At 69.2% G+C, this 26468-nt stretch carries 19 protein-coding genes and 1 pseudogene; 8 read left to right on the top strand and 12 right to left on the bottom strand.

Annotation, left to right across the window (positions count from 1 at the left end):
• Positions 1–12: 12 nt before the first annotated feature.
• Positions 13–837 carry a crotonase/enoyl-CoA hydratase family protein gene (locus OG735_RS03115; RefSeq protein WP_327321573.1) on the bottom strand — a complete coding sequence of 275 codons (825 nt, stop codon included), beginning with the start codon at positions 835–837 and terminating at the stop codon, positions 13–15.
• Positions 838–1015: 178 nt separating this feature from the next.
• On the opposite strand from OG735_RS03115, the gene OG735_RS03120 reads away from it, so the two are divergent.
• Positions 1016–2638 (top strand): acyl-CoA synthetase, encoded by a 1623-nt coding sequence (locus tag OG735_RS03120; protein WP_327321574.1) that lies wholly within the window; start codon positions 1016–1018, stop codon positions 2636–2638.
• A 51-nt stretch (positions 2639–2689) separates the two neighbouring features.
• Here the strand turns inward: OG735_RS03120 and OG735_RS03125 are convergent, their stop codons facing one another.
• Complete coding sequence (locus OG735_RS03125; protein WP_327321575.1) at positions 2690–3289, bottom strand: chorismate mutase; 600 nt, start codon at positions 3287–3289, stop codon at positions 2690–2692.
• A gap of 326 nt (positions 3290–3615) precedes the next feature.
• On the opposite strand from OG735_RS03125, the pseudogene OG735_RS03130 reads away from it, so the two are divergent.
• A pseudogene (locus OG735_RS03130) lies at positions 3616–4065 on the top strand (BBE domain-containing protein); the annotation flags it as partial.
• 89 nt (positions 4066–4154) lie between these two features.
• Here the strand turns inward: OG735_RS03130 and OG735_RS03135 are convergent.
• A complete protein-coding gene (locus OG735_RS03135; RefSeq protein WP_327321577.1) occupies positions 4155–4691 on the bottom strand; it encodes a VOC family protein in 537 nt (178 codons plus the stop codon).
• Between the two features lie 324 nt (positions 4692–5015).
• On the opposite strand from OG735_RS03135, the gene paaK reads away from it, so the two are divergent.
• On the top strand, positions 5016–6302 hold the full coding sequence (paaK, locus tag OG735_RS03140; protein ID WP_327321578.1) for a phenylacetate--CoA ligase PaaK: 1287 nt from the start codon (positions 5016–5018) through the stop codon (positions 6300–6302).
• Here paaK and OG735_RS03145 read toward each other — a convergent pair.
• Positions 6289–7791, bottom strand: a complete 1503-nt coding sequence (locus OG735_RS03145; RefSeq protein WP_327321579.1) for an acyl-CoA synthetase — start codon at positions 7789–7791, stop codon at positions 6289–6291. The genes paaK and OG735_RS03145 overlap by 14 nt on opposite strands.
• Positions 7792–7876: 85 nt before the next feature.
• On the opposite strand from OG735_RS03145, the gene OG735_RS03150 reads away from it, so the two are divergent.
• Entirely contained in the window at positions 7877–10315 is a 2439-nt protein-coding gene (locus OG735_RS03150) for a penicillin acylase family protein (RefSeq protein ID WP_327321580.1), read from the top strand.
• A 138-nt stretch (positions 10316–10453) separates the two neighbouring features.
• Here OG735_RS03150 and OG735_RS03155 read toward each other — a convergent pair whose 3' ends face one another.
• Together OG735_RS03155 and OG735_RS03160 are read right to left on the bottom strand one after the other, a co-directional pair.
• Positions 10454–12067, bottom strand: a complete 1614-nt coding sequence (locus tag OG735_RS03155; RefSeq protein ID WP_327321581.1) for an acyl-CoA synthetase — start codon at positions 12065–12067, stop codon at positions 10454–10456.
• Positions 12064–13173, bottom strand: coding sequence for an NAD(P)H-dependent flavin oxidoreductase (locus OG735_RS03160; protein WP_327321582.1), 1110 nt, complete (start codon positions 13171–13173; stop codon positions 12064–12066). Before OG735_RS03160 ends, OG735_RS03155 begins: the two co-directional genes overlap by 4 nt.
• 151 nt (positions 13174–13324) lie before the next feature.
• Here OG735_RS03160 and OG735_RS03165 point away from each other — a divergent pair, with 151 nt between their 5' ends.
• The gene (locus OG735_RS03165; RefSeq protein ID WP_327321583.1) at positions 13325–15184 is read left to right on the top strand and encodes a serine hydrolase; all 1860 of its coding nucleotides are present in this window, start codon (positions 13325–13327) and stop codon (positions 15182–15184) included.
• Positions 15185–15202: 18 nt separating this feature from the next.
• Here OG735_RS03165 and OG735_RS03170 read toward each other — a convergent pair whose 3' ends face one another.
• The 4 genes from OG735_RS03170 to OG735_RS03185 are packed head-to-tail and all read right to left on the bottom strand — an operon-like array spanning position 15203 to position 20197.
• On the bottom strand, positions 15203–16735 hold the full coding sequence (locus OG735_RS03170; RefSeq protein WP_327321584.1) for a phytoene desaturase family protein: 1533 nt from the start codon (positions 16733–16735) through the stop codon (positions 15203–15205).
• Between the two features lie 33 nt (positions 16736–16768).
• Positions 16769–19021, bottom strand: a complete 2253-nt coding sequence (locus tag OG735_RS03175; protein WP_327321585.1) for a serine/threonine-protein kinase — start codon at positions 19019–19021, stop codon at positions 16769–16771.
• Positions 19003–19947, bottom strand: coding sequence for an oxygenase MpaB family protein (locus OG735_RS03180; protein WP_327321586.1), 945 nt, complete (start codon positions 19945–19947; stop codon positions 19003–19005). Before OG735_RS03180 ends, OG735_RS03175 begins: the two co-directional genes overlap by 19 nt.
• A 22-nt stretch (positions 19948–19969) precedes the next feature.
• Positions 19970–20197 (bottom strand): hypothetical protein, encoded by a 228-nt coding sequence (locus tag OG735_RS03185; RefSeq protein WP_327321587.1) that lies wholly within the window; start codon positions 20195–20197, stop codon positions 19970–19972.
• A gap of 166 nt (positions 20198–20363) precedes the next feature.
• On the opposite strand from OG735_RS03185, the gene OG735_RS03190 reads away from it, so the two are divergent.
• The 3 genes from OG735_RS03190 to OG735_RS03200 all read left to right on the top strand — a co-directional run bounded on the left by OG735_RS03190 (position 20364) and on the right by OG735_RS03200 (position 24408).
• Complete coding sequence (locus OG735_RS03190; protein ID WP_327321588.1) at positions 20364–22193, top strand: glycoside hydrolase family 15 protein; 1830 nt, start codon at positions 20364–20366, stop codon at positions 22191–22193.
• Positions 22194–22370: 177 nt separating this feature from the next.
• Complete coding sequence (locus OG735_RS03195; RefSeq protein ID WP_327321589.1) at positions 22371–23816, top strand: glyceraldehyde-3-phosphate dehydrogenase; 1446 nt, start codon at positions 22371–22373, stop codon at positions 23814–23816.
• Positions 23817–24123: 307 nt separating this feature from the next.
• The gene (locus OG735_RS03200) at positions 24124–24408 is read left to right on the top strand and encodes a hypothetical protein (protein WP_327321590.1); all 285 of its coding nucleotides are present in this window, start codon (positions 24124–24126) and stop codon (positions 24406–24408) included.
• A gap of 4 nt (positions 24409–24412) precedes the next feature.
• Here OG735_RS03200 and OG735_RS03205 read toward each other — a convergent pair whose 3' ends face one another.
• Both OG735_RS03205 and OG735_RS03210 read right to left on the bottom strand, forming a co-directional pair.
• Complete coding sequence (locus OG735_RS03205) at positions 24413–24955, bottom strand: DUF1707 SHOCT-like domain-containing protein (RefSeq protein ID WP_327321591.1); 543 nt, start codon at positions 24953–24955, stop codon at positions 24413–24415.
• Positions 24956–25239: 284 nt separating this feature from the next.
• Entirely contained in the window at positions 25240–26451 is a 1212-nt protein-coding gene (locus OG735_RS03210) for an alpha/beta fold hydrolase (protein WP_327321592.1), read from the bottom strand.
• Positions 26452–26468: the final 17 nt, after the last annotated feature.

A 26468-nucleotide genomic window follows, 5' to 3' on the forward strand; every position in this document is an offset into this window, starting at 1 on the left:
CATCTCCCTCGGTCAGGCGCGCCGGAAGACCGGCGGGCGCTTCTCGGCGAAGGCGCGGGAGCCTTCCTTGGCGTCGGCGGTGTCGAAAATCGGCCAGCCGCGTTTCAGCTCGGTGGCCAGGCCCTCGGTCTCGGTCAGCTCGGCGGTCTCGTAGACCGATGCCTTCACGGCCTCGACGGCGAGCGGTCCGCAGGCGTTGATCTGCTCGGCGATGGCGAGGGCCTTCTCCAGCGCGGTGCCGTCGGGGACGACGTGGCCGATGAGCCCGATCCGCTGCGCCTCTTGCGCGCTGTACGGGCGGCCGGTGAGCAGCATTTCCAGGGCGTGTGTCCGTGGGATCTGGCGCTGAAGCCGTACGGTCGAGCCGCCGATCGGGAAAAGGCCCCGCTTGACCTCGAAGAGGCCGAAGGTGGCGCTCTCGCCCGCGACCCGGATGTCGGTGCCCTGGAGGATCTCTGTGCCGCCGGCGACGCAGTACCCCTCGACGGCGGCGATCACCGGTTTACGGGGACGGTGGTGGCGCAGCATCGCCTTCCAGTGCAGATCCGGGTCGGCGTTCATCCGGTCCCGGTAGTGCTCTCCTTCCATCCCCTTGCCCGCGAGGGCCTTCAGATCCATGCCGGCGCAGAAGGAGCCGCCCGCGCCCGTCAGCACGATGGAGCGGATCGCGTCGTCCTCGTCCGCCTCCAGCCAGCCGTCGTGCAGCCCGACCAGCATCGGCATCGAGAGCGCGTTCTTCGCCTCGGGCCTGTTCAAGGTGAGCACCAGCGTGGCGCCTTCGCGCTGCACGGTGAGGTGTTCGGTACCACCGTGTTCGGTACCACCGTGTTGTCCCATGTGCAGACCTCCCGTCTCGAGACCTAGAACAGGTTGCAGTAGGCCGGGGTCCAGTTCAATAGTTTTCTGACAGACAGTCAGATTTCTTCTGCGGCACCCCTTCCCAGTTGTGCCGACCGGCGCTCTAATGACCGCCGAGCCGAAGTTCGCCGGGTGTCGCCGGGGGTCAGGAGGAACGGTGGAGTACAACCTTGCCGACCTGTTCGAATCGGTCGTCGATGTGGTGCCGGACCGCGAGGCGCTCGTGTACATCGACCATCCCGGTACGGGCGCCGAGCGCAGGCTCAGCTACGCGGAACTCGACGCGGCGGCCAATCGCGTCGCACACCATCTGATCGATGCGGGCATCGAGCCCGGCGAGCATCTCGGCCTGCATCTCTACAACGGCATCGAGTATCTGCAGACCGTCCTCGGCTGCCTCAAGGCACGGATCGTGCCGGTCAACGTCAACTACCGGTATGTGGAGGAGGAGCTGGTCTACCTCTACCGCGACGCCGATCTCGCCGCGCTCGTCTTCGACGCGGAGTTCACCGAGCGGGTCGCGGCCACGTTGCCGCAGACGGGGAAGCTGAGGCATGTGGTGCGCGTGGGTACGCCGCCGGACGGCTCGCCGCGGCTGTCCACCGTCGCCTTCACGGAGGCCGAGGCTGCCGCCTCACCCGAGCGCGGCTTTGGGGCACGCTCCGCGGACGACCAGTTCATCATCTACACCGGCGGCACCACCGGTATGCCCAAGGGCGTGATGTGGCGCCAGGAGGACCTGTTCTTCGCCGGGCTCGGCGGCGGCGCACCGACAGGCGAGCCGGTTGCCGCACCCGAGGAGCTAGCCGAGCGGGTGGCCGCGGGCGGTGACGGCATCACCTTCTTTCCCACTCCGCCGCTGATGCACGGCACCTCCACCCTCACCGCGTTCATCGCCTTCAACTTCGGCCAACGGATCGTCATCCACCGCAAGTTCGCGCCGGAAGAAGTGCTCCGCACGATCGAGAAGGAGAAGGTCACCAGCGTGTCGCTGGTCGGCGACGCGATGCTGCGGCCGTTGATCGACGCGCTTTCGGGGCCGCTCAAGGGCACCGACTGCTCCTCGGTGTTCAGCGTCTCGAGCTCCGGCGCGATCATGTCGGACACCGTGCGCGCGCAGTTCGCTGCGCTGGTGCCGCATGTGATGCTGCTGAACAACTTCGGCTCGTCGGAGTCCGGTTTCAACGGCACCGCGACCGACGACTCAGGACCGGAGAAGGGCTTCAGACTGCGGGTCAACGCCCGTACGGCGGTGGTCGACCCGGCCACGTACGAACCGGTGAAGCCGGGTCAGCCGGGCCGCGTCGCCCAGCGCGGACACGTCCCGCTCGGCTACTACAACGACCCGAAGAAGACCGCCGAGACCTTCTTCCAGCGCGGCGACGAGCGGTGGGTGCTGCTCGGCGACATGGCGACGGTCGACGAAGAGGGCGTCGTCACCGTTCTCGGACGCGGCTCGCAGTGCATCAACACCGGTGGCGAGAAGGTGTATCCGGAGGAGGTCGAGCAGGCGCTCAAGTCGCATCCGGACGTGTACGACGCGCTGGTCGCCGGGGTGCCGGACACCAGGTGGGGCAACCATGTCGCGGCCGTGGTGCAGGTCCGCGACGGCGCGCTCACGCCGACGCTGGAGGACATCCAGTCGCACTGCCGCACCCGGCTCGCCGGCTACAAGATCCCGCGTCAGCTGGTGATCGCACCGGAGATTCAGCGTTCACCGAGCGGCAAGGCGGACTACCGCTGGGCCCGGACGGTCGCGGTGGAGTCGGCCGCGCAATGACCTTCCGGCCTGCCTCGCGCGCCCGGGGCTGCCGGACGCGCGAACCCAGGGTCAGTCGCCGCAGACGGACCGCAGCGAGCGGGCCAGCGCGATGGAATGGAGCGCGTCGAGCTGCCGCTCGTGCCGTACGTGTGCTGCCGAGGCGATCAGCAGGCCGTCGCAGTACGGAGCCGGCCGGGCCGATGCGGAGTCGGCGATGCTCCGGACGAGAGCGGCATTGACGCGGTTGATCTCCTTGCGTACCTCCTCGAGGTCGGGCCGTTCCGTCGGGGCCTGCGAAGAATCCGCGTCCCAGCGGTGGAACAGGGCGCGCTGGACAAGCTTGTTGGCCTCGATCTGGTCGCGGAAGATCCGGACTGTCGCCTCGGGGTCCGCACCGAGATCGCGGGCCTGCTGCGCCACGCTGTCGAGCACCTGCTTCTCCCGGGCCGGGTCGTCGATGGGACTGCCTGTGCCGTATTTGGCCGCTGCGACCAGATCGGCGGTGGTGAGCCGCTGGGCGGAGAGATCAGCGATCGTGTGCAGGCCTGCGTACGAGCCGGAACGTACAGCGGCCGCAGGGACCGAGGCCGACGCCCGGGGCGCGGCCGGGGCGGCGGAGGCCGTGCCCGCCCCCGTGAACAGCACGGTCATGGCGGCACCTGCGGCCATCAAACACCTTGTGGACACACTCAGTTGCACGCGCTCCCCTTCTCGGATCGATGAATCGGGGTTGATCGTACGCGGCGGGGCCGGCTGCCGGGCAGGCGCGCCCAAAGGTGCCCCGCCGTGCCGAAGCCGGGCCGTCAATCGATGCGGCATATCTGCCGCGCCCACCGGAGCCGCTCGCTCCTATCCTGGTGAGGGGGTGGTCCGGCTCGCGGAGAGCGGGAAGGGAGCCGCCGCGTGGCTGAACAGATCACCGGTAACGATCAAGCGATCAAGCAGGCGAGGGACGCCGCCGCCCGCGAGGCGTGGGCCGACGTGTATGGCGCCCCGACGAACTGGTGCCCGCGGGTCTCTTCCACTACTGGAAGGGCACCTTCAGTCACGGCCTGCCGGACGGGGCCATCGACGCGTACGTCGAGCACGGCGCCACGACCCCGTCCATCCAGAGCGCGACGGTGGTGTTCCCCATCGACGGCGCCTGCCACAGGGTCGGACCCGAGGAGACCGCGTTCTCCTACCGGGACGTCGACTTCTCCACCACGCTCAGCCCGACCCTCACCACCCGCGAGGACTGCGAGGCGCAGAAGGACTGGGTACGCGGCTTCTTCACGGCGCTCCAGCCGTACTCCGCGGAGGGCGGCTACGTGAACTTCATGGACCACGACGACCAGGACCGCGTCCGGACCAACTACCGGCAGAATTACGACCGTCTGACGGCAATCAAACGGCGCTACGACCCGGGCAACCTGTTCCGCCTGAACCACAACATCGCGCCCTGACAAGCAATCGCAGCCCGCCGCGGGCGGACATCGCATCGCCCGCCTCCGGACCGTTCTGTACGGATCCTGATCCGAGCCGGCCCTCGGCGTCAGCTCTCGTCGTCGGCCGGGCCGAGGATGCGCTCGCCGTTGAAGATGCCGAGCTGCTCCCGGTACAGCTCCAGCGGCACCCCGTTGGGGTCGCGGATGTACAGGCTGTCCTCGACCCCGCGGTCGGGGCCGAGATACTCGATGCCCGCCCCGTCCATCGCCTTGCGGGCCGCGTCGTACTGCGCCGCGCTCACCGACAGGGCGAGATGCTGCACCCCGCCGATGGTCTCCTTGAGGGGCGGGTGTGCGTGGCCGGGGAAGTCGAAGAAGCCCAGCAGATTTCCATGGCCGATGTCGAAGAAGAAATGGGTGGAGCCGCGGTAGTCGCGATTCTCCACGATCTCGACCAGCGGGAAGCCCAGGAACTCCTGGTAGAAGCGGATGGTCTTCTCGACGTCGCGACAGATGAAGGCCACGTGGTGGATGCCGCGGGCGGTGGTCGGGGGCCGGTCGGTGATCGGGCGCAGATAGCGCTGCCGCAGCTTCTCCCTGCGGGCGAGTACGGCGTCGAGCTCGGCGCCCTCGGGCTGAGGCATCCTGGTCTCCTTCTCGGCGGTTGTTTGCGGGTTTCAACTACTACCCCGGCATCTTCCCCCCTCACCAGCGGCTCACCGCGACAGGCAGCAGACAACCGTCCGTACGCACCAGTCCGGATCGTCGAGCCGGGGGAAGCGGCCGCCACCGGCTGAACGACGACCTGGATCGACGCCCCAGCGATGGACCTGCACCCGGAGCGCATCGTGCGGGCCCGAGATTTCTGGGAATCAACCCCTTGCCAGGAGATGGGACGGGCTGGATTACTGATCCCGGAACAGCACGACCGAATGATCGGTCGTCCGGTTTGGGACGGGAGTATCCGAATGACGGACCTGCTGGATGCGGCGGAGCGGCTCAGTCGCGAGGAGCTCGAGGCGCTGCAGCTCGAGCGGCTGCGGGCGACCTTGCGCCATGCCTACGAAAACGTCGGCTTCTACCGGTCGGCCTTCGACAAGGCAGGGCTTCGTCCCGAGGACTGCCGCACGCTCGCCGATCTGTCCCGCTTCCCCTTCACCGCCAAGACCGATCTGCGGGACAACTATCCGTTCGGGATGTTCGCGGTGGAGCAGTCCGAGGTGCGGCGGATCCATGCCTCCAGCGGGACGACGGGCCGTCCGACGGTCGTCGGTTACACCGAGCGCGATCTGGACACCTGGGCGGACGTGGTGGCCCGTTCGATCCGCGCCGCAGGTGGCCGGCCCGGCCACAAGGTCCATGTGGCGTACGGATACGGGCTGTTCACCGGCGGCCTCGGCGCGCACTACGGCGCCGAGCGCCTCGGCTGCACGGTCATCCCGGCCTCCGGCGGCATGACCTCGCGCCAGGTGCAGCTGATCCAGGACTTCCGGCCCGAGATCATCATGGTCACCCCTTCGTACATGCTCACGATCCTCGACGAGTTCGAGCGGCAGGGCGTCGATCCGCGTACCACCTCTCTCAAGGTCGGGATCTTCGGCGCGGAGCCGTGGACGGAGGAGATGCGGCGCGAGATCGAGGAGCGGTTTGCGATCGACGCCGTCGACATATACGGCCTGTCGGAGGTGATGGGGCCGGGCGTGGCGCAGGAGTGTGTGGAGACCAAGGACGGGCTGCACATCTGGGAGGACCATTTCTACCCGGAGGTCGTCGATCCCTTCACCGGTGAGGTGCTGCCGGACGGAGACTCCGGTGAGCTGGTCTTCACCTCGCTCACCAAGGAGGCCATGCCGGTGATCCGGTACCGGACGCGGGACCTGACGCGGCTGCTGCCGGGTACGGCCCGGGTCTTCCGGCGGATGGAGAAGGTGACCGGGCGCAGCGACGACATGGTGATCCTGCGCGGAGTGAACCTCTTCCCGACCCAGATCGAGGAGATCGTGCTGCGTACGCCGCATGTCGCCCCACATTTCCAGCTGCGGCTGACTCGTGAGGGCCGTCTCGACGCGCTGACCGTACGGGCCGAGGCGCGGCCGGAGGCGACGTCCGAGCAGCGCGCGGCCGCCGCGCGGGCGGTCGCGGCGGCCGTGAAGGACGGCATCGGGGTGTCGGTCGACGTCGAGGTGCTCGACCCCGGGACGCTGGAGCGTTCGGTGGGCAAGATCAAGCGGATCGTGGATCTCAGGACGAAGTGAAGCGGTCCCTCAGCTCGCGCTTGAGGATCTTTCCGCTGGCGTTGCGCGGCAGCTCGTCGACGAACAGGACCTTCTTCGGGGCCTTGAAGTGGGCGAGCTTCTCGCGTGCGTGGTCGATGAGTTCGGCATCCGTCACCTCACCGCGCGCGACGACAACGGCGGTGACGGCCTCGATCCAGCGTTCGTCGGGCAGGCCGATGACCGCGGTCTCCGCGACGGCGGGATGGGTGTAGAGGACGTCCTCGACCTGTCGCGAAGCGACCAGTACTCCCCCGGAGTTGATGACGTCCTTCACCCGGTCGACGACCGTGAAGTACCCCTCGGCGTCCCGGACCGCGAGGTCGCCGGAGTGGAACCAGCCGTCACGGAAGGCCTCTTCGGTCTCCTCCGGCTTGTCCCAGTACCCCTCACAGAGCTGCGGGGAGCGGTAGACGATCTCACCGGCCGTGCCGTCGGCGACCTCCTTGCCGCTCTTGTCGACGACCTTCGCCTCGACGAAAAGGACGGTCCGTCCGCAGGAGTCCATCCGGCCCTCGTGCTCGTCCGGGCCGAGAACGGTGGCGAGCGGGCCGATCTCGCTCTGCCCGAAGCAGTTGTAGAAGCCGAGACCGGGCAGCCGCTCACGGAGCCTCTCGAGCACGGGCACAGGCATGATCGACGCGCCGTAGTACGCCTTGCGCAGGGCGCCGAGGTCGCGGGTGGCGAACTCCGGGTGGTTCGACAGGCCGATCCATACGGTGGGCGGTGCGAAGAGACTGTCGGCACGGCCTGCTTCGACGAGGTCGAAGATCCGCGTCGCGTCGGGCGCGTCCAGGATGGTGTTCTCCGCGCCGACCGCGAGGTACGGCAGCAGAAAGACATGCATCTGGGCGGAGTGGTAGAGCGGCAGCGCGTGGACGGGCCGGTCGGTCTCCCGCAGATCGAGGGCGGCAACGGCGCTGACGTACTCGTGGACGAGCGCCCGGTGGGTCATCATCGCGCCCTTGGGCAGGGCGGTGGTGCCGGAGGTGTAGAGCAGCTGGACCAGGTCCTCGGTCCCCAGCTCGCGCTCGGGTGTGAAACTGCGGGACGTACGCAGCTCGGTCAGCAGCGAGTCGTCCGCGTCGCGCAGCGGCCTGACGGGCAGTCCGGCCGGCAGCCGCGGCGCGAGGTCGGGGTCGGCGAGGACGAGAGCGCTGCCCGACTGCTCGATGATGTACGCGAGGTCGTCGCCGGTGAGGTTCTGGTTGACCGGGACATGGACGAGTCCCGCACGGGCGCAGCCGAGGAAGCCGATGAGATACGCGTCGGAGTTGTGGCCGTAGGAGGCGACCCGCTCCCCCGGGCGCAGGCCATGGCCGGTGAGGACGGCCGCCGCCGTGGTGACGGCGGCGTCGAGTTCGGCATAGCTCCAGGTCCGGTCCGCGTAGCGCACGGCGGTGCGGTCGGGGGTGCGCCGTGCGCTGCTTCGCACACCGGCGTCGACTGTGTTGCTGCGTACAGCTGTCATGGCGCGATCCTGGGCGGCGGCGACCGGCCGGTCAAGTGCTGGATACCGAACGGGATGTTGACACCGCCCGCCCCCGGCTGACTGCATGGACCAACCAGCTTTCACCGCAGTCACGTTGGGAGGCACGTTGCTCTTCCGCACCCGCCTGAGACGGCTCATACTCACCTGCACGGTCCTGGTGACCGCAGCCGCCGCGCTGCCGCCGGCCGCGGCCGCCGATTCCCGTGACCGGCCCGACCGGCATCCTTCCGGCGGCGGTCTTTCCGCCGTCATCCGCTACACCGAGCACGGTATTCCGCACATTGTCGCCAGGGACTACGCGAGTCTCGGCTTCGGCAGCGGCTGGGCGCAGGCCGCCGACCAGGTGTGCGTACTCGCCGACGGCTTCCTCACCGTACGAGGCGAGCGCTCGCGCTACTTCGGCCCGGACGCGGCCCCGGACGGCTCGCTCTCCTCGGCGACGAAGAACCTCTCCAGCGATCTCTACTTCCGCGGTGTACGGGACGCGGGCACCGTCGAGAAGCTGCTCGCCACTCCGGCTCCGGCCGGTGCCGGCAGACAGGTCAAGGAACTGATGCGGGGCTGGGCGGCCGGTTACAACGCCTGGCTGAAGCAGAATCGCATCACCGATCCGGCCTGCAGGAACGCCGACTGGGTCGGGCCGGTGACCACGCTCGACGTGGCCCGGCGCGGCTTCGCCGTATCGGTACTCGGCGGGCAGGGGCGCGGCATCGACGGCATCACCGCGGCGCAGCCGCCCGGTACGACCCCGGTCGGCGCACCCGACGCGGCCGGGACGGCCAAGGCCGCGCGGGAGCTGTTCGCCGCCGGGAACGCCGACATGGGCTCCAACGCCGTCGCGTTCAGCGGCAGTACGACCGCCAACGGTCGAGGACTGCTGATCGGCAATCCGCACTACCCGTGGCAGGGCGGCCGCCGCTTCTGGCAGTCGCAGCAGACCATCCCCGGTGAGCTGAATGTCTCCGGCAGCTCACTGCTCGGCACCGCCGTGGTCAACATCGGCTTCAACGACAAGGTGGCCTGGAGCCATACTGTCGCGACCGGTGTCACGCTGAATCTTCATCAGTTGACGCTGGATCCGGCCGATCCGACCGCGTATCTGGTGGACGCGAAGCCCGAGCGGATGACGAAGCGGACCGTGACCGTCCCGGTCAAGGACGGCGCACCCGTGACCCGTACGCAGTGGTGGACGCGGTACGGACCGGTCGTCACCTCGCTCGGTCCGACGCTGCCGCTGCCCTGGTCCGCCACGACCGCGTACGCGCTCAACGACCCCAACGCCACCAATCTGCGCGGCTCCGACACCGCCCTGGCCTTCGGCAAGGCGCGCTCCACGGACGACATGGTGAAGGCGCTGAAGCGCACCCAGGGTCTGCCGTGGGTGAACACGATCGCCGCCGACTCGAAGGGACACACGCTCTTCTCCCAGTCGCAGGTGCTGCCGCGGATCACCGACGAGCTGGCGCAGCGCTGCTCCACACCGCTCGGCAAAGTGACCTATCCGGCGTCGGGGGTTGCCGTGCTGGACGGCTCGCGCGGCGACTGCGCACTCGGCGCCGACAAGGACGCTGTGCAGCCGGGCATCTTCGGTCCGTCGAAGATGCCGACGCTGAAGGACGCGCCGTATGCGGAAAACTCCAACGACAGCGCCTGGCTGGCCAATGCCGACCACCCGCTGACCGGTTACGAGCGGGTCTTCGGCTCCATCGGCACGCCCCGTTCGCTGCGCACCCGCGGCGGCATCGAGGATGTGGCGGCGATGGCGGACAAGGGTCGACTGACCGTCTCCGACCTGCAGAAGCAGCAGTTCGCGAACCGCGCGCCCGCCGGAGATCTGGCCGCGGCCGACACGGCGAAGGCGTGCGCGGCGCTGCCCGGCAAGGGCGCCGATCTCGCGCAGGCCTGCGATGTGCTGGCGGCGTGGGACCGGACCATGAACACCGGCAGCCGGGGCGCACTGCTCTTCGACCGGTTCTGGCGGGGGCTCACGGCGAGGGTGCCGACGGCGCAGTTGTGGAAGGTGCCGTTCTCGGCGGCGGATCCGGTGCGTACGCCGAACACGCTCAACACCGCATCGCCCGGCTTCGCACAGGCCCTGACAGCGGCGGTCGCCGAGCTGCGTACGGCCGGTATTCCGCTGGACGCGCCACTGGGTGAGCACCAGTTCGTCGTACGGAACGGGAAGCGGATCCCGGTGCCGGGCGGTACGGAAGGTCTCGGCGTCTGGAACAAGGTCGAGCCGGTGTGGAATCCGGCGGGCGGTGGCTACACCGAAGTGGTGACCGGTTCGAGCCATATCCAGACGGTCGGCTGGGACGGCGGGCGCTGCCCGGTGGCCCGCACCCTGCTGACGTACTCCCAGTCGTCGAACCCCGCCTCCCCCTACTACAGCGATCAGACCGAGCTGTTCTCGGGCGAGCGCTGGGTGAGATCGAGGTTCTGCGAGCGGGACATCCTGGGCTCGCCGGAGCTGCGGGTGGTGTGGGCGCGGGAGCGCAGATGACCGACTGATTCGACGGGCCGGGCCGCGGGCTCACGGCGAGGAACACGAAGGCGGAAAGCGTCGGATGTGTCCCGCCCGGAGCACCGTGACCCGGCCGGCCCAGCACGGCCTTGAGGTGATTGCTGTCCTCCCTCCGCCTCATACGGCCCGTTCGTGGCCCTCCCAGTAAGGGGCGCGCAGGCGTCGTTTGTAGAGCTTGCCGTTCGGGTCGCGCGGCATGGCCTCGATGAAGTCCACCGTCTTGGGACGCTTGTAGGCCGCCAGTTGCCGCTCGCAGTGGGCGAGGATGTCGGCCGCCAGTGCGTCGCCGGGCTGCCGGCCGTCGGCGGCCTCGACGACCGCCTTGACCTCCTCGCCCCAGTCGGCGTGCGGGATACCGAAGGCGGCCGCGTCGGCGACGGCGGGATGGGTGAGCAGCGCGGACTCGATCTCGGCCGGATAGATGTTGACACCGCCCGAGATGATCATGTCGATCTTGCGGTCGCGGAGAAAGAGATAGCCGTCCTCGTCGAGGATCCCGAGGTCCCCGACGGTGAAGAAGTCGCCGATACGGCTCTTCCGCGTCTTGGCCTCGTCCTTGTGGTAGCTGAAGCTCCCGGTGCTCATCTTCATGTAGACGGTGCCCAGTTCGCCGGGCGGGAGCCTGTTGCCGTCGTCGTCGAAGACGGCGAGTTCGCTGATGGGCCAGGCCCTGCCGACGGTGCCGGGCTTCTTCAGCCAGTCCTCGGCGGTCGCGAACGCGCCGCCGCCCTCGCTGGCCGCGTAGTACTCCTCGACGCAGTTGCCCCACCAGTCGATCATCGCCCGCTTGACGTGGTCGGGGCAGGGGGCAGCGCCATGGATGGCGTGCCGCATGGAGCTCACGTCATAGCGCTCCTTCACCGCGTCCGGCAGCGCGAGCAGCCGGTGGAACTGCGTCGGGACCATGTGGGTGTGGGTGCACCGGTGGGCGTCGATGAGGCGCAGCATCTCCTCGGGCGTCCACTTGTCCATCAGTACGAGCTGATGGCCGATGTGCAGGGCGGCGCCCGCGAACTGGAGTACGGCGGTGTGGTAGAGCGGCGAACAGACGAGGTGCACATTGTCGTCGAACGGCTTGATGCCGAAGATCCCGAGGAAGCCGCCGAGATACGTCTCCTCGGGGAGCTTTCCCGACAGTGGCCGACGGATACCGCGCGGCCTGCCGGTGGTGCCGGAGGTGTAGTTCATGACCCAGCCGAGCGTACGGTCCTCGGGCACGGAGTCGGGCTGTCCGTCGAGGAGTTCGGCGTACGGGCGGAAGCCGCCGATGCCGCCGATGCCACTGATGCCACTGATGCCACCGATGCCGCCCACGGCGTAGCGGTGGCTCGCGGGCAGCTTCGCCTCGTCGGCGGCGGCCGACGCGGCGGCCGCGAACCGCTCGTGCCCGATGAGCACCTTGGCACCGGAGTCGGAGACGATCCAGGCGATCTCGGGTCCGACGAGATGGTGGTTGACGGGCACCAGATACAGGCCGGCCTCGCACGCGGCGAGATACGCGGTGAGGAGCTCGACGCCGTTGGGCAGGACGACGGCGAAGGCGTCGCCCTTCTCCAGTCCGGCCGCGCGCAGTCCGTGGACGAGCTGGTTGACGGCTGCGTGCAGCCGGCCGGCGGTCCATGCCTCGCCGTCCGGTGCGATCAGGATCGTACGCTCCGGGTCCGCGGCCGCCAGGGCCCAGAACCCTCCCCCGGACTCCGTCCGGGGGGACCCCCCTGCCCGTTCGGTCATGACTGGCTCCTTCCGGCGATGCGGTTGATGCGGTCGACGGCGCGCTCGAAGCCGCTGGTCAGCTCGTCGAAGACCTGCTGGACGGTGCGCTCGGAGTTCATCCGGCCGACGATCTGGCCCACGGGTGTGCCGAGCAGCGGGGCCACTTCGTACTTCTGGATACGGGAGACGGCGTCGGCGACGAGCAGCCCCTGCAACGGCATGGGGAGGGTGCCGGGACCACTCGGGTCGTCCCAGGCATCGGTCCACTCGGTGCGCAGCTGGCGGGCGGGTTTGCCGGTCAGGGCGCGGGAGCGGACGGTGTCGCCGGAGCCCGCCGCGAGGAGTTTGGCCGTCAGTGCGCGGGAGTGGAGGTCCGCCTCCGTGGTGGTGAGCCAGAGCGAGCCCAGCCAGGCGCCCTGCGCGCCGAGTGCGAGTCCGGCGGCGATCTGTTCGCCACTGCCGATGCCGCCGGCGGCCAGTACGGGGAGGGGGTTCACGGCGTCGACGACCTCGGGGACGAGCACCATGGAGGCGATTTCGCCGGTGTGTCCGCCCGCTTCGTAGCCCTGCGCGACGACGATGTCGATACCCGCGTCGGCGTGGTGCCTGGCGTGCCTGGCGCTCCCGGCGAGGGCCGCGACCAGGACGCGGTGGTCGTGGGCGCGCTGTACGACATCGGCGGGCGGTGAGCCGAGCGCGTTGGCGAGCAGCTTGATCGGATAGTCGAAGGCGACGTCGAGCTGGTTGCGGGCGACCTGCTCCATCCAGCCGGTGATGCGCCAGCCGGAGGCCTCGCCCTCGGGGAGTTCGGGGACGCCGTGCTTGGCGAGGGTGTCTCTGACGAACTGCCGATGCCCTTCAGGGATCATCGCCTCGACGTCGGCCTCGCTCACGCCCTCGACCTTCTTGGCGGGCATGACGACATCGAGGCCGTAGGGCTTGCCGTCGGTGTGCTCGTGCAGCCAGTCGAGATCGCGTTTGAGATCGTCGGGCGCGGTGTAGCGGACCGCGCCGAGCACGCCGAAACCGCCCGCCCGGGTGATGGCGGCGGCCACCGCGGGGAACGGCGTGAAGCCGAAGATGGCGTGCTCGATCCCCAGTCTCTTGCTCAGCTCCGTCTCCATGGGCGGCAGGATGCCGCAGCCCGGCAGACGAAGGAAGAGATTTTCTGATGCCGTGTCAGATTCTTTGGGGTGGTTGACAGCATCAAGGCCTCGCAAGAAAGTTTCACTGCTGATCGAGATCCCGAAAGATACTTTCAGGAGAGGGTTCCGTATGACAGAGGACGCAGCGGGCAGAGGGATCAGCCGGCGGAGGCTGGGCAGCGGGGCTCTGGCGCTGGGCGGGGCGCTCGCGCTGGCGCCGATTCCCTTCGCTGAGGCGGCGGGGGCGTCGGGCCCGGGTGGCGGCTCGGGCTCCGGCCCCGGTGGCGGCTCGCGCTCCGGTCACGGTGGCGGCTCGCGCTCCGGTCACGGTTCGGCGCGGCCGACGCTGCGGCGCGGTTCCGCCGAGCGGGCCGGGCTGCTCCCCGGCCGACTGGACCAACTAGTCACCGACGCGAAGAAGTTCCTCGGCCCCTCCCCCAAGTACCCCTGGTACGCGGGTGCCGTACTGCTCGCGGGGCGCGGCGGCACGGTGGCGTTGCACGAGCCGATCGGCAAGGCGGTGCGCTACTCGGCTTACGACGAGAAGACCGACACGGCCGTGGAGTTCCCGGCGGACCGGCAGATCTCGATGGCCGAGGACACCGTCTTCGATCTGGCGTCCGTCTCGAAGCTGTTCACCTCAATCCTCACCGTTCAACAGATCGAGCGGGGCACGCTCGGCCTTGAGGCCAAAGTCGCCTCCTACCTCCCGGATTTCGCGGGCGCGGGCAAGCAGGACATCACCGTGCGCCAGCTGTTGACACACACATCCGGATTCCGCGCCTGGATTCCGCTGTACAAGGAGCCGACCCGGGAAGGGAGACTCCGGCTGCTGTGGAACGAGGCGCCGGCCAGTCAGCCCGGCACCAAGTACCTCTACTCCGACCTCAATCTGATCTCGCTGCAGCTGATCCTCGAGGGGATCACCGGTCACACTCTGGATGTACTGCTCCGAAAGGAGATCACCGCTCCACTCGGGATGCAGCGCACGCGCTACAACCCGCCCGCCTCATGGAAGCCGAGGATCGCCGCCACCGAGGACGCCCGGCTGCCCTGGTCGGGGCTCGACCGCGGTCTGGTCTGGGGCGAGGTGCACGACGAGAACGCATACAGCTTCGGCGGCGTTGCGGGCCACGCCGGAGTCTTCTCCTGCGCCTGGGACCTCGCGATCCTCGCCCGCACCCTCCTCAACGGCGGTGTCTACGGACGCTCCCGCATTCTGCGCCCGTCGTCGGTGGAGCTGATGTTCACCGACTTCAACACCGCCTTCCCCGGCGACGAGCACGGCCTCGGCTTCGAGCTCTACCAGCACTGGTACATGGGAGCGATGGCCACGCCACGCACCGCGGGCCACACCGGCTTCACGGGCACCAGTCTGGTCCTCGATCCGAGCACCGACTCGTTCCTGATCGTGCTGGGCAACTCCGTGCACCCGGTGCGTGGTTGGCGCTCCGGCAGCGCCCCGCGGGTCGCCGCCGCCAACAACATGGCCCGTGCGGTCGCCGTCCGCCCGGAGCACGGACGCACCGCCTGGTTCTCCGGCATGGCGGGCTCCACCGCCGCCACGCTGACCCTGCCCCCGCTCGCCCTCGCGTCCGAGCGGGCGCGGCTTCGGTGTTCGCTGTGGTGGGACACCGAGCCGGGCTCGGACGTGCTGTTCCTGGAGGCGTCGGCGGACCAAGGAGCGACGTGGCGGCCGGTGCCGTTCACGACCGTACACAAGGGGGCCGAGCCGCAGCCGCACCCGACGGGCTCGGTATCCGGCTGGTCCGGTCGTGTCTGGCACTGGCTGACCGCGGACCTGTCGGCCTGGCGCGGTTCCAAGGTCCGGCTGCGCTGGCGGTATGCGACCGACCAGCTCCATGTCGGCCGCGGCGTCTATGTGGACTCGATCCGCGTCGAGGACCGCGGACGCCCGGTATTCGACGAGGGCAGACCCGCGGACGCCGCCCTGATCGAGGCGAACGGCTGGACGACGTCCCGGGACTGACGAGCTATCAGCTGGATGTCACCGGCCCAGTGCCGCCATCGCGGCGTTGTGTCCCGGCACACCGCTGACCCCGCCGCCGCGGACGGCGCCCGCCCCGCACAGCAGCACATTGGCGTGCGCCGTCTCGACCCCCCAGCGCCCGGTGGACTCGGTGGCGTACGGGAAGGCGAGGTCGCGGTGGAAGATGTGACCGCCGGGCAGCCGCAGTTCCCGTTCGAGGTCGAGCGGGGTCTTCGCCTCGATACAGGGCTCGCCGTTCTCGTCGAGCGCGAGGCAGTCGGCGATCGGCTCCTCCAGATAGGCGTCGAGCTCGGCGAGGGTGGCCGTCAGCAGCTGGTCACGCGTCCCGTCGTTGTCCGCCGCGAAGAGCCTGGCGGGGGTGTGCAGCCCGAAGAGGGTCAGGGTCTGGTAGCCCTCGGCCGCGAGCTCGGGGCCGAGGATCGACGGGTCGGTCAGTGAGTGGCAGTAGATCTCGGACGGCGGCGCGCCCGGCAGCCGGCCGTCCGCGGCCTCCCGGTACGCGGTCGCCAACTGGCCGTAGCCCTCGGAGACATGGAAGGTCCCGGAGAACGCCTCGCGCGGGTCGACGGAGCGGTCCCGCAGCCGCGGCAGCCGGCGCAGCAGCATATTGACCTTGAGCTGGGCACCCTCGGCGGCGGCGGGCGGCTCATCGCCGAGCAGCGAGGCAAGCTCCTGCGGCGAGGCGTTCACCAGGACCTGCCGGGCCGCGACGGTGCCCTCGGCGTCCTTGGAGCGGAAGGTGATCTCGGCCCGTTCGCCGTCGGTCTCGATACGGGACACCTCGTGCAGGGTGGCGATCTCCGCGCCGGCCGCCGTGGCCGCGCCCGCCAGCGCGTCGGTCAGCGCGCCCATGCCGCCCACCGGCACGTCCCAGTCCCCCGTCCCGCCGCCGATCACGTGGTAGAGGAAGCAGCGGTTCTGGAGCAGCGAGGGGTCATGGGCGTCGGCGAAGGTGCCGATCAGGGCGTCGGTCAGCACCACACCCCGGACGAGATCGTCGGCGAACCGCTTCTCGATCGCGACGCCGATGGGCTCCTCGAAGAGAGTCCGCCAGGCAGTCTCGTCGTCGATGCGCGCGCGCAGTGCCTCACGCGTGGGCAGCGGCTCGGTGAGGGTCGGGAAGACCCGTTCGGCGACTTTGCCGGTCATCCCGTAGAACTCCTGCCAGGCCGCGTACTCGCTGTCGCCGCCGGTGAGTGCGGCGAACGACTCCCGCGTACGGTCCCCGCCCACGAGGAGGCCGCCGCCGCCCTTCGGCGTGTAGGAGGAGACGGTGCGTTTGCGTACGGCGAAGTTCAGACCCAGCTCACGCACGATCTTGTCCGGCAGCAGCGAGACCAGGTAGGAGTAGCGGGAGAGCCGGGCGTCGACCCCGGCGAAGGGCCGGGTGGAGACGGCCGCTCCGCCGGTGTTTCCGCGGCGCTCCAGGATGAGGACGGAGCGTCCGGCACGGGCGAGGTAGGCGGCGGCGACCAGGCCGTTGTGGCCGCCTCCGACGATCACTGCGTCGTACGAGGTGTGTGCGGGCATGGCCGGACCCTAACGTCTGATCGCCCGCAGCGGTCAGACCCCCTGCGCGCCGCGCTGCTGTCGCAGGGCCGCCACCCGCCGGTACAGGTCGACCGCCTCGGCGTGGCGACCGAGCTGCTCCAGGCAGTGGGCTTCGTCGTTGCGGCTGGCCAGCGCGTCGGGATGGTCCATTCCCAGCACCCGCTCCCGGGCCTCGGCCACCTGCCCGTAGACAGCGAGGGCGTCCGCCCAGCGTCCCAGCCAGCCGAGCCCCACGGCGACTTCGCGGCGGCTGATGAGGGTGTCGGGGTGGTCGGTGCCCAGGATCCGTTCCCGCTGCGCGCACACGTCGCGCGACTCGGTGAGGGCCTCTTCCCAGCGGGCGAGCCGGCCGAGGTTCACCCCCAGACCGTGGCGGGCGCGCAGGGTCTCGGGATCGGCGGGACCGTGCACGCGGGTGCGGTCGTCGACGAGGTCACGGTAGAGCTCCAGGGCCTCCGCGCTGCGGCCGAGCCGTCCGAGGCTGATGCCGACCTCGTAGCGGGCGGCGAGAGTGTCGGGGTGATCGGCTCCCAGCGCCTGGGCGCGCGCGACGGCCACCTCGCGGTAGGTCTGCAGGGCCTCCGTCCAGCGGCCCAACTGGCCGAGCGCATAGGCGACTTCATATCTCGTTACCAGGGTGTCGGGGTGGCCCGCGCCGAGCACGCGGCCGCGGGCGGCGGCGACGTCGTACGCCATCCGGTACGAGTCCTCCAGCCGTCCCAGCCTGCTGAGGTTGAAGGCGAGGTTGTGCCTGCAGCGCAGCGTGTCGGGATGCTCGTGGCCGATGGTGCGCTCGCGGGAGTCGAGGACCGCCGCGTAGACCTGATGGGCCTCGAAGTGCCGCCCGAGCTGACCGAGGACGTACGCCATCTCCTGTCGGGCGGCGAGGGTCTCGGGATGGTCGGCGCCCATGGTCCGCTCGCGTCCGTCCGCGACCCGGCCGAACTCCCGCAGCGCGTCCGCGGCACGACCGGTCCTGCTCAGCGTGAAACCGACCTCGTACCGGCTCGCGAGGGTGTCCGGGTGGTCGGGGCCCAGCAGGTGCTCGCGCTCGACGGCGACCGATCGGTGCACCTCGCCGGCCTCCTCCCAGCGGCTCAGCCGGCCGAGGCTGAGGCCCGCGTTGTGCCGGCTGGCCAGGACGGCGAGCAGCTCTGGCGGCGGGGTGGGCCGCTCGGGCCGGGCCTGGACCGGCAGCGCGGTGCCGCCGCGCTGATCGGTGTACGTGGTCCACTCACCGGTCAGGCCGGCGGTGTGGTCGGGCAGATCGGGCCGCACGGTCGCGGTGCCGCTCGCCTTGTGGCCGGTGGTCATACCGCGGGTCCAGGACGGGAGCCGCGGCTCGCGGGATGGCGGCTGCTCGGGGCGTTGCAAGGGCTCCTCGGTGTGCGCGTGGCCCTGGTGCGGCCGGCCCCGGTGCGGGGAGGCGCCGAACCGGCGGCGGACGTCCTTGGCGTCGGTGGGCCGCTCTTCGGGTGTCTTGGCGAGCAGGTCGAGGACGATTTGCTGGAAGAACTCCGGGATCTCGGCCCGGTGGGTGCGGAGCGGTTCCGGTGGCGTGTCGCGGTGCCCGACGAGCACCGCCCAGGCGTCGTCGTGGTCGAAGGGCGGGACACCGGTGGCGATCTCGTACAGCACACAGCCCAGCGAGTAGAGGTCGCTGCGGTGGTCGACATGGTCGCCGCTGATCTGCTCGGGCGACATGTAATGCGGGGTTCCCATGGCGATGCCGGTGCCGGTGAGCCGGGAGGTGAAGCCGATGTCCGCGCCGAGGCGGGCGATGCCGAAGTCGCAGATCTTCACCGTGCCGTCGGTGAGCCGCATGATGTTGGCGGGCTTCAGGTCGCGGTGGACGATGCCCTGTTCATGGGTGTAGGCGAGGGCGTCGGCGACCTGCTCGGCGATGTCGACGACGTCGGGCACCGGCAGCGGATGCTGTTTGTTCTCCTCGAGCAGCTGGCTGAGGTTGCTCCCCTCCAGCAGCTCCATGACCAGGTACAGCACCCCCTCGTACTCGCCGAAGTCATGGACCACGGTCACCCCGCGGTGCTGGAGCGCGGCGGCAACCCGCGCCTCGCGGCGGAAGCGCTCCCGCAGGACCCGGGTGAAGGACTGGTCGTGCTGGGGTCCCATCGGCTTGAGGCATTTGACCGCGACACGCCGCCCGAGCGATTCGTCGCGGGCCCGCCACACCTCGCCCATGCCACCGCGCCCGATGACATCGAGCAGCCGGTACCGGCCTTGGATCAGCCTGGATTCCGCCATCGCGTGCTATCGCCCCCGTCGCTTCGCTGCGCCCTCCCCGGCCCGTCCAGTATGGCCTCCTGTCTGCGGAGTTTGTACGGGGCCGGGCGCGCGCCGGGGCCGAGTCGCGCCATCGCTTTCAAGATGTGACCTGGCGGCAGTTGCCAGCGGAGACGGGAGGGAATGCAGCGCAGCAGGTTGCCGGTGGCGCTGAGCTGATGCGTGACGCGCTCAGCGGCGGGGGCTGGTCTGCCGTAGAGCTGATGGGCGTAAGGGGGCAACGCGTTGTACGCGAGTGCGGCCACACGCCGCCACAGCAGTTCGCGCGCCGGGACGAGCAGGGCGTGGATGGGTGGCCGCTGGAGAAAGTCGTCCACGTCGTGCGCCTCGGGGCCGGCGGCGAGCTCGGGGCGGACCACGTCGAAGTACTTCGCGAGCTGAGCGGTGGAGGCGGGCACGCCGGCCGGGTCGAGGCCGACCAGGCGGGCGCCTTCACGTTGTTCGGCAAGGTAACGGTCGGCCTGTGCGTCGCTGATCGGGAGACCGGAGCGGCGTGCGACATCGATGTAGGAGCCGACCTCGGCGCAGTGCACCCACAGCAGCAGCTCCGGCTCGTCGACGCCGTAGCGCTCGCCCGTCGCGGGATCGGTCGCCTTGATGCGGGTGTGGATGCGGCGGACCCGGGCGCCCGCCCGCTCGGCGGCCGCGGCGGTGCCGTAGGTGATGGTGCCGACGAAGTTGGCCGTACGCATCAGCCTGCCCCAGGCGTCCTTGCGGAAGTCGGAATTCTGCATGACTCCGCGTACGGCACGGGGGTGCAGCGCCTGGAGGTACAGGGCGCGCACCCCGGCGACCCACATCATCGGGTCACCGTGCATCTGCCAGGTGACGGAATGGGGTCCGAAGAGCCCCGGGTCGGCTTCGCTCAGGTCGTCGGCTTCGCTCATGTGCGACTCCTTGAGATACATGTCATCTGCCCGGAGTGCTGACGTGCAGACGACGCCTGCTGTGCAACCGCGAGGACCTGACGCCGGGGCGCCAGGAGTCCATCATCCCGCGTACCGGCGGTGCCACCTTGGTGCCGAACAGCTCGATGTTGGTCATGAGCGCGTGGTGAGACATTCCGTTCATCCCGTACTTCAGATCGAAACGGGTCGCGTTGAGGTCTTTGAGCGTCTCCGCGATCTTGCGGGCCACGGTTTGGGGCGATCCCTGCTGCAGGCCCGGTCCTGACCGGCGTCATGCCAGGTCAGACTTGGTATGTCATGGTGGAGCGCTACCGGGCTGCGATGGCATCCGCAGCCGTGGAGATCTACCATCACGTGTAGGCACTATGCGCCCCTGCGGTCGTAGGGAGGCCGATATGGCGGATGCCGGATTCGGACAAGTGGGCCTCTCGCCCTACCTGCCGATCGCCGAGCACGGCCTTATCGGCGATCTTCACAGTGCGGCGCTCGTAGGCACCAACGGCACCATCGATTGGTATTGCTGCCCGCGCTTTGACTCACCGAGCGTGTTCGCCTCCATTCTGGACGCGAACCGGGGCGGATCGTTCGAGCTGGCCGCCGAGGTGCCGACGAGAACCCGGCAGTTCTACTTTCCCGACACAAACGTTCTTATCACGCGGTTCTTCGCCTCCGACGGGGTGGCTGAGATCCAGGACTTCATGCCGGTCACCGACGACTCCGGCGCGGCGGCCCGGCACCGGCTGATCCGGCGGGTGATCTGCGTTCGGGGAACGCTCCCGTTCACAGCGCGGGTGGCTCCCCGCTTCGGCTACGGGGCCGAACCGCATTCCGCGCGACTGCAGGGCAACGACGCACTTTTCCGGTCCGAGAACCTGTCGTTGGCGCTGACCGCCACCACGCCGCTGGAGTGCGACGGCCTGGACGTGTGGTCGCACTTCAAGCTCCTCGAAGGCGAGTCCGCGGTGTTCGCCCTCGACCAGATCAGTGACGACGTCATCCCGCGAGCCTGTCCCCAGGCCGAGGCGGAGGACCAGTTCGAGACAACGGTCAGGTTCTGGCGCAACTGGCTGGCCGGCTCGCGCTACCACGGACGCTGGCGGGAGATGGTGCACCGCTCCGCGCTCGTGCTGAAGCTGCTCACCTACGCGCCGACGGGTGCGATCGTGGCTGCCCCGACGACCAGCCTGCCCGAGCTGATCGGCGGCGAGCGCAATTGGGACTACCGGTTCGTATGGGTCCGTGACGCCGCCTTCTGTGTCTACGCCATGCTCAGGTTGGGCTTCACCGGAGAGGCCGAGGCGTTCATGGGCTTCCTGTCCGAGCGGGGCATCATGCGTGGCAGCGGTCCCACGGGGCCGCTGCAGATCATGTACGGAATCGACGGGCGCGGCGAGCTGCCCGAGCGTGAGCTGCCCCACCTCGAGGGCTACCTGGGGTCCGCCCCGGTGCGGGTGGGAAATGCCGCCACCGGCCAGCTCCAGCTGGACATCTACGGAGCACTCATCGACTCCGTGTATCTGTACGACAAGTGGGGACAACCCATCAGCAGCGATCGGTGGGAGGAGCTCGGTGTTCTGGTGGACTGGCTCTGCGAACACTGGGACCAACCCGACGACGGCGTGTGGGAAACGCGCGGGGGACGCAGGAACTATCTGTATTCGCGGCTGATGTCCTGGGTGGCAATAGAACGAGCCATCCGGATGGCGAACCGCCGCGGCCTGCCCGCGGACCACCGCCGGTGGCGGCAGAGCCGTGATGCGATCTACCGGCAGATCATGCAACGCGGCTGGTCCCCCGAACGAGGGGCGTTCGTGCAGCACCTCGACGACCACGTACTCGATGCCTCTGTGCTGATGATGCCGATGGCCAAATTCATCGCACCCACCGACCCCAAATGGCTCGCGACCCTGGACGCGCTCACCGCGGACCTGGTGTCCGACTCGCTGGTCTACCGCTACGACCCGGAAGCCAGCCCGGACGGCCTCCGGGGGGCCGAGGGCACATTCTCGATCTGCTCCTTCTGGTACGTCGAGGCGCTCGCCCGCGCCGGACGGCTGGAGGAGGCCCGGCTGGCTTTCGAGAAGATGCTCACCTACGCCAACCACGTCGGCCTGTACGCCGAGGAAATCGGACTGACCGGCGAACAACTCGGCAACTTCCCCCAGGCGTTCACCCACCTCTCACTGATCAGCGCCGCTTTCAACCTCGACCGCGCCCTTGGCTGACAGGGCCGTCATCGCCGGGCACCGGCCGGTCCGCGCCATCTCTCCGCGCCCCCGTCGAGCGGGTCCCGGTGTGGCCATGGGGCCCGATCGCGGCATCCCGCTCAGGTGGAGCCGATTGAATGATCAAAGTGGCGGGGGGTTAGCATATGAGCACCGCCTAGCTCGAAAGATAAACCTGTGACTGTCAATGACGACTCGTTCACCAACTGGAAAAACCGCGAGGAGATCGCGGAGTCGATGATCCCCATCATCGGGAAGCTGCACAGGGAGCGGGACGTCACAGTCCTGCTTCACAGCCGCTCCTTGGTGAACAAGTCGGTGGTCAGCATCCTCAAGACCCACCGATTCGCCCGGCAGATCGCCGGTGGGGAACTCTCGGTCACCGAGACGCTGCCCTTCCTGCAGGCCCTCACCACGCTCGATCTCGGCCCTTCCCAGATCGACATCGGCATGCTCGCCGCGACGTACAAGGCCGACGACCGCGGTCTCTCGGTGGAGGAGTTCACCGCCGGGGCCGTCGCCGGAGCCACGGGTACCAACAAGATCGAGCGCCGCGAGCCGCGCGACGTCGTCCTCTACGGATTCGGCCGCATCGGTCGTCTCGTCGCCCGCCTGCTCATCGAGAAGGCCGGCTCCGGCAACGGACTGCGACTGCGTGCCATCGTCGTCCGCCAGGGCGGCGACCAGGACATCGTCAAGCGCGCCTCGCTGCTGCGCCGCGACTCCATCCACGGTCAGTTCCAGGGCACGATCACCGTCGACGAGGCGAACAGCACGATCATCGCCAACGGCAACGAGATCAAGGTGATCTACGCCAACGACCCGTCGGAGGTCGACTACACGGCGTACGGCATCAAGGACGCCATCCTCATCGACAACACCGGCAAGTGGCGCGACCGCGAGGGCCTGTCGAAGCACCTCCGCCCCGGCGTCGAGAAGGTCGTCCTGACCGCGCCGGGGAAGGGCGACGTCCCCAACATCGTGCACGGCGTCAACCACGACATGATCAAGCCGGACGAGCAGATCCTGTCCTGCGCGTCCTGCACCACCAACGCCATCGTCCCGCCGCTGAAGGCGATGGCGGACGAGTACGGCGTCCTGCGCGGCCACGTGGAGACCGTCCACTCGTTCACCAACGACCAGAACCTGCTGGACAACTACCACGCGGCCGACCGCCGCGGCCGCTCGGCGCCGCTCAACATGGTCATCACCGAGACGGGTGCCGCCTCCGCCGTCGCCAAGGCGCTGCCCGACCTCAAGGCAAGGATCACCGGCAGCTCGATCCGTGTCCCGGTGCCGAACGTCTCGATCGCGATCCTCAACCTGCGGCTCGCGCGCGAGACCACCCGCGAGGAGGTCCTCGACCACCTCCGCAACGTGTCGCTGACCTCGCCGCTCAAGCGCCAGATCGACTTCATCAGCGCCCCTGACGCGGTCTCGAGCGACTTCATCGGCTCGCGCCACGCCTCGATCATCGACGCCGGCGCAACCAAGGTCGAGGGCGACGACGCGATCCTCTACCTGTGGTACGACAACGAGTTCGGCTACTCCTGCCAGGTCATCCGCGTCGTCCAGCACGTATCCGGGGTGGAGTACCCGACCTTCCCGGTCCCGGTGGTCTGATCCCGGCGGACTGTCCGATCCGGTGTCCTGTCGGGGAATGGCAGGCCGCTGTGACTGATTCCCCATGATGGTTGTCAAACAGCTGGCGCTGGGCTGAACCGCGGACGGAGAAGATCCGGCGCGTGTCCGCCAGACCGTCGAGCTGTCAGTGACGGGGCGTCAGAAGATTGGCAGCAGCTTGGCCTCCCCGGCGGCATCCGCTGCCGCCGGGGCGGTGCGTACCGGCTGGACAGTTCGCGGGCATGAGTCGCGGGACGTCCGCCAGGTGCGGGCTTCAGCCGGCGGTGGTCGTCGCGGTCTGGGGGAAGTGACTCAGGCTGAGACGGCGACCGCTGTGAGCCGGATGTCGTGCGACCGGACCCGCGGGCAGTCGATCGGCTTCCCCAACGAGGGCGGTACGAAGAAGTGGCAGCACTGGAAGTGCTGCCAGAACACCGTCATCGAGTACGACACGGTCATCGGCAGCTGCATCCGCCGGATCACCGACCAGCGAAGCAAGTACGCGTACGAATACGCCGGGCTGCGCCTGTTCCACGTCTCTGGAGACCGCATCTTCCTGGTCCCCCGCAACTGGTCGCCCGGTACCGGATAGGGCCTCAACGCCGCGCGTGGCGTATCTTCAACCGTCCGAACCCCATGGCCCCGGAGATCCGGATCCTCGGCCCGCCGGGGCGGGGGCGCCTCCGGGTCTTGTAGTGCGGGTCCTTCCACACCGTGCGCAGACCCTCGGCGTCGACGATCGCGTCGCGAGGCACCGTGATCTTGGCCCTGCCGGTGCCCAGTTGCAACTCGATGTCGACTACCGGATGCTCAATGACCGCCCGGGACAGGTCCAGGTGCACCCTTCCGAAGGCGGACTCGACCTTGAGGATCCGAGGTACCCGCCATGCGCCGCGCCGCTGGATCCGTCCGCTCTGGGCGGCAATCGTGGACGTGGCGCCCGCATTCTCCTCCGGGAGCGAGGCCAGAGCCGACACGAGCTCGCTGTGCGTCTTGGCGGTGAGCACCTGGTGGAGGCATTCGTCCATCTCCTCGTGCGAGATGTGCCCTTCGGCGTACGCCTCCTGCAGGCGCTGCACGGCCGTGTCACGGTCGTCTTCGCCGATCAGCGGCGAGGGGTCTTCCGACAAGGGGGTCACCGTTTCACTGTAGTGCCGTGCGGCAGTGCCGTCCCGTCTCAACATCCGCCCGGAACAAGGCGATCGGTGGCGGCCGCCGCCGAGTGTGGAGCAGCGACGGCCGCCCTGTGGGACCCGGCCGTCATCGCCCCGGGCAGGGCTGGACGGCGTCCAGGCCGGTGCGCTGGATGTCCTGACCGACGAGCAGACGGCGCAGTGGAAGGCACCGGCTCGGCAAGGACCCCGCGGCCCTGTATCCGCAATCGGCCGCGCACCACCGCGCCGCCAAGCCGTGAGCCCTTCTGTCAGGCGTCCGGACGTTCGCTGAGCATGAACTCCTCCGCCACGCGCAGCAGCGAATCGTCCGCGGTGAACAGCGAGATGTGGTCGCCGTGCGGCTCCACCCTGAGCTGCCCATGGGGCAGGCCGCCGGCCACTCGCTTCGACCCCTCGGGGTGGGCGATGTCGTCGTCCCGGCTCGTGACCACGAGGGTGGGCGGTCCCACCTTCGCGAGGTAGGGCTCCACATCGGCGCCGGTGATCTCGAGGTTGAGCCGGCAGTACCGGTACAGCAGTTCGGCACTGGCGTAGGGGTACAGCACGAGGTGCGCCACGTCGGCGGGTGTACTGGTGAGTATCGCATGGCAGAACGCGGCGTGCACGGCCTGCGCGGCGGTCCTGCTGCGCGCCGCCGCGGTCATGAGCTCGATCAGTCCCTGCTGGTGCGTCGTCTTCGGGTAATCCTCGGCGAACCCGTAGGCGCCGTGCCACAGGCTGAGCGAGCGCATTCTCGACGGCTGCTCGGCCGCGGCAACCAGTGCGATCGCCGCGCCTCCGCACAGCCCGATCACGTGCGCGTCCACCGCGTCGTCATGGTCCATCACCGCGAACAGGTCGGCCGCCTGAGAACGGATGTCCGTCGGGTACTCGTTGCCGTCACCGGCGATGCCGAACAGCCCTCGGCTCTCCCAAGTGAGCACCCGACGGTCGCGGGCGAAGAACCGCACCCAGTTCTCCGCGAGGGCGGCCGGCATGCCGCAGGCGGGAACCAGGACCACCGTCTCCTCGCCCTCGCCCGCCGCGTACACGTTCAGCGGCGTGCCGTCCGACGAGGTGACGGTCTCCCTGGGAGCGTACGCCTCGAAGGTGTCCGCCAGGACGTCGGCGACCACCCGGTCCACCTCGGCGAGTCGGTCCACCGGCACCACTCCCACGGAGTCCAACACATCGGCGAGTGCCAGGCGTTCACTCACCACCCGTTCGAACACCTGCAGATCGTGGAAGCCCTCCTCGCCGGAGAGGACCAGTCCGGTCACTCCGGCCCTGCGGGCGACCCTGTCAAGCAGCGCCCGCAGGGCGCGCCACTGGCCAGGGGCCAGGTCGCCGGAGGAGGCGACCGCGCTGCGGGCGACCGGAACCACGCGCACCGGCGCGGCCATCCCCTCAACGAGCGGTTTCACCGACAGCACGGCCCCGACCAGGCAGGCCACCGCCGTTCTCGTTTCCGCTCCCAGCATGCGATCGCCTCCTCAGG

Source organism: Streptomyces sp. NBC_01210 (assembly GCF_036010325.1).
Classification (GTDB): domain Bacteria; phylum Actinomycetota; class Actinomycetes; order Streptomycetales; family Streptomycetaceae; genus Streptomyces.

Coding starts and splice junctions, on each gene's coding strand:
- OG735_RS03115 (WP_327321573.1), bottom strand. CDS start 837: ATGGGACAACACGGTGGTACCGAACACGGTGGTACCGAACACCTCACC.
- OG735_RS03125 (WP_327321575.1), bottom strand. CDS start 3,289: ATGGCCGCAGGTGCCGCCATGACCGTGCTGTTCACGGGGGCGGGCACG.
- OG735_RS03135 (WP_327321577.1), bottom strand. CDS start 4,691: ATGCCTCAGCCCGAGGGCGCCGAGCTCGACGCCGTACTCGCCCGCAGG.
- paaK (WP_327321578.1), top strand. CDS start 5,016: ATGACGGACCTGCTGGATGCGGCGGAGCGGCTCAGTCGCGAGGAGCTC.
- OG735_RS03145 (WP_327321579.1), bottom strand. CDS start 7,791: ATGACAGCTGTACGCAGCAACACAGTCGACGCCGGTGTGCGAAGCAGC.
- OG735_RS03150 (WP_327321580.1), top strand. CDS start 7,877: ATGGACCAACCAGCTTTCACCGCAGTCACGTTGGGAGGCACGTTGCTC.
- OG735_RS03155 (WP_327321581.1), bottom strand. CDS start 12,067: ATGACCGAACGGGCAGGGGGGTCCCCCCGGACGGAGTCCGGGGGAGGG.
- OG735_RS03160 (WP_327321582.1), bottom strand. CDS start 13,173: ATGGAGACGGAGCTGAGCAAGAGACTGGGGATCGAGCACGCCATCTTC.
- OG735_RS03165 (WP_327321583.1), top strand. CDS start 13,325: ATGACAGAGGACGCAGCGGGCAGAGGGATCAGCCGGCGGAGGCTGGGC.
- OG735_RS03170 (WP_327321584.1), bottom strand. CDS start 16,735: ATGCCCGCACACACCTCGTACGACGCAGTGATCGTCGGAGGCGGCCAC.
- OG735_RS03175 (WP_327321585.1), bottom strand. CDS start 19,021: ATGGCGGAATCCAGGCTGATCCAAGGCCGGTACCGGCTGCTCGATGTC.
- OG735_RS03180 (WP_327321586.1), bottom strand. CDS start 19,947: ATGAGCGAAGCCGACGACCTGAGCGAAGCCGACCCGGGGCTCTTCGGA.
- OG735_RS03190 (WP_327321588.1), top strand. CDS start 20,364: ATGGCGGATGCCGGATTCGGACAAGTGGGCCTCTCGCCCTACCTGCCG.
- OG735_RS03210 (WP_327321592.1), bottom strand. CDS start 26,451: ATGCTGGGAGCGGAAACGAGAACGGCGGTGGCCTGCCTGGTCGGGGCC.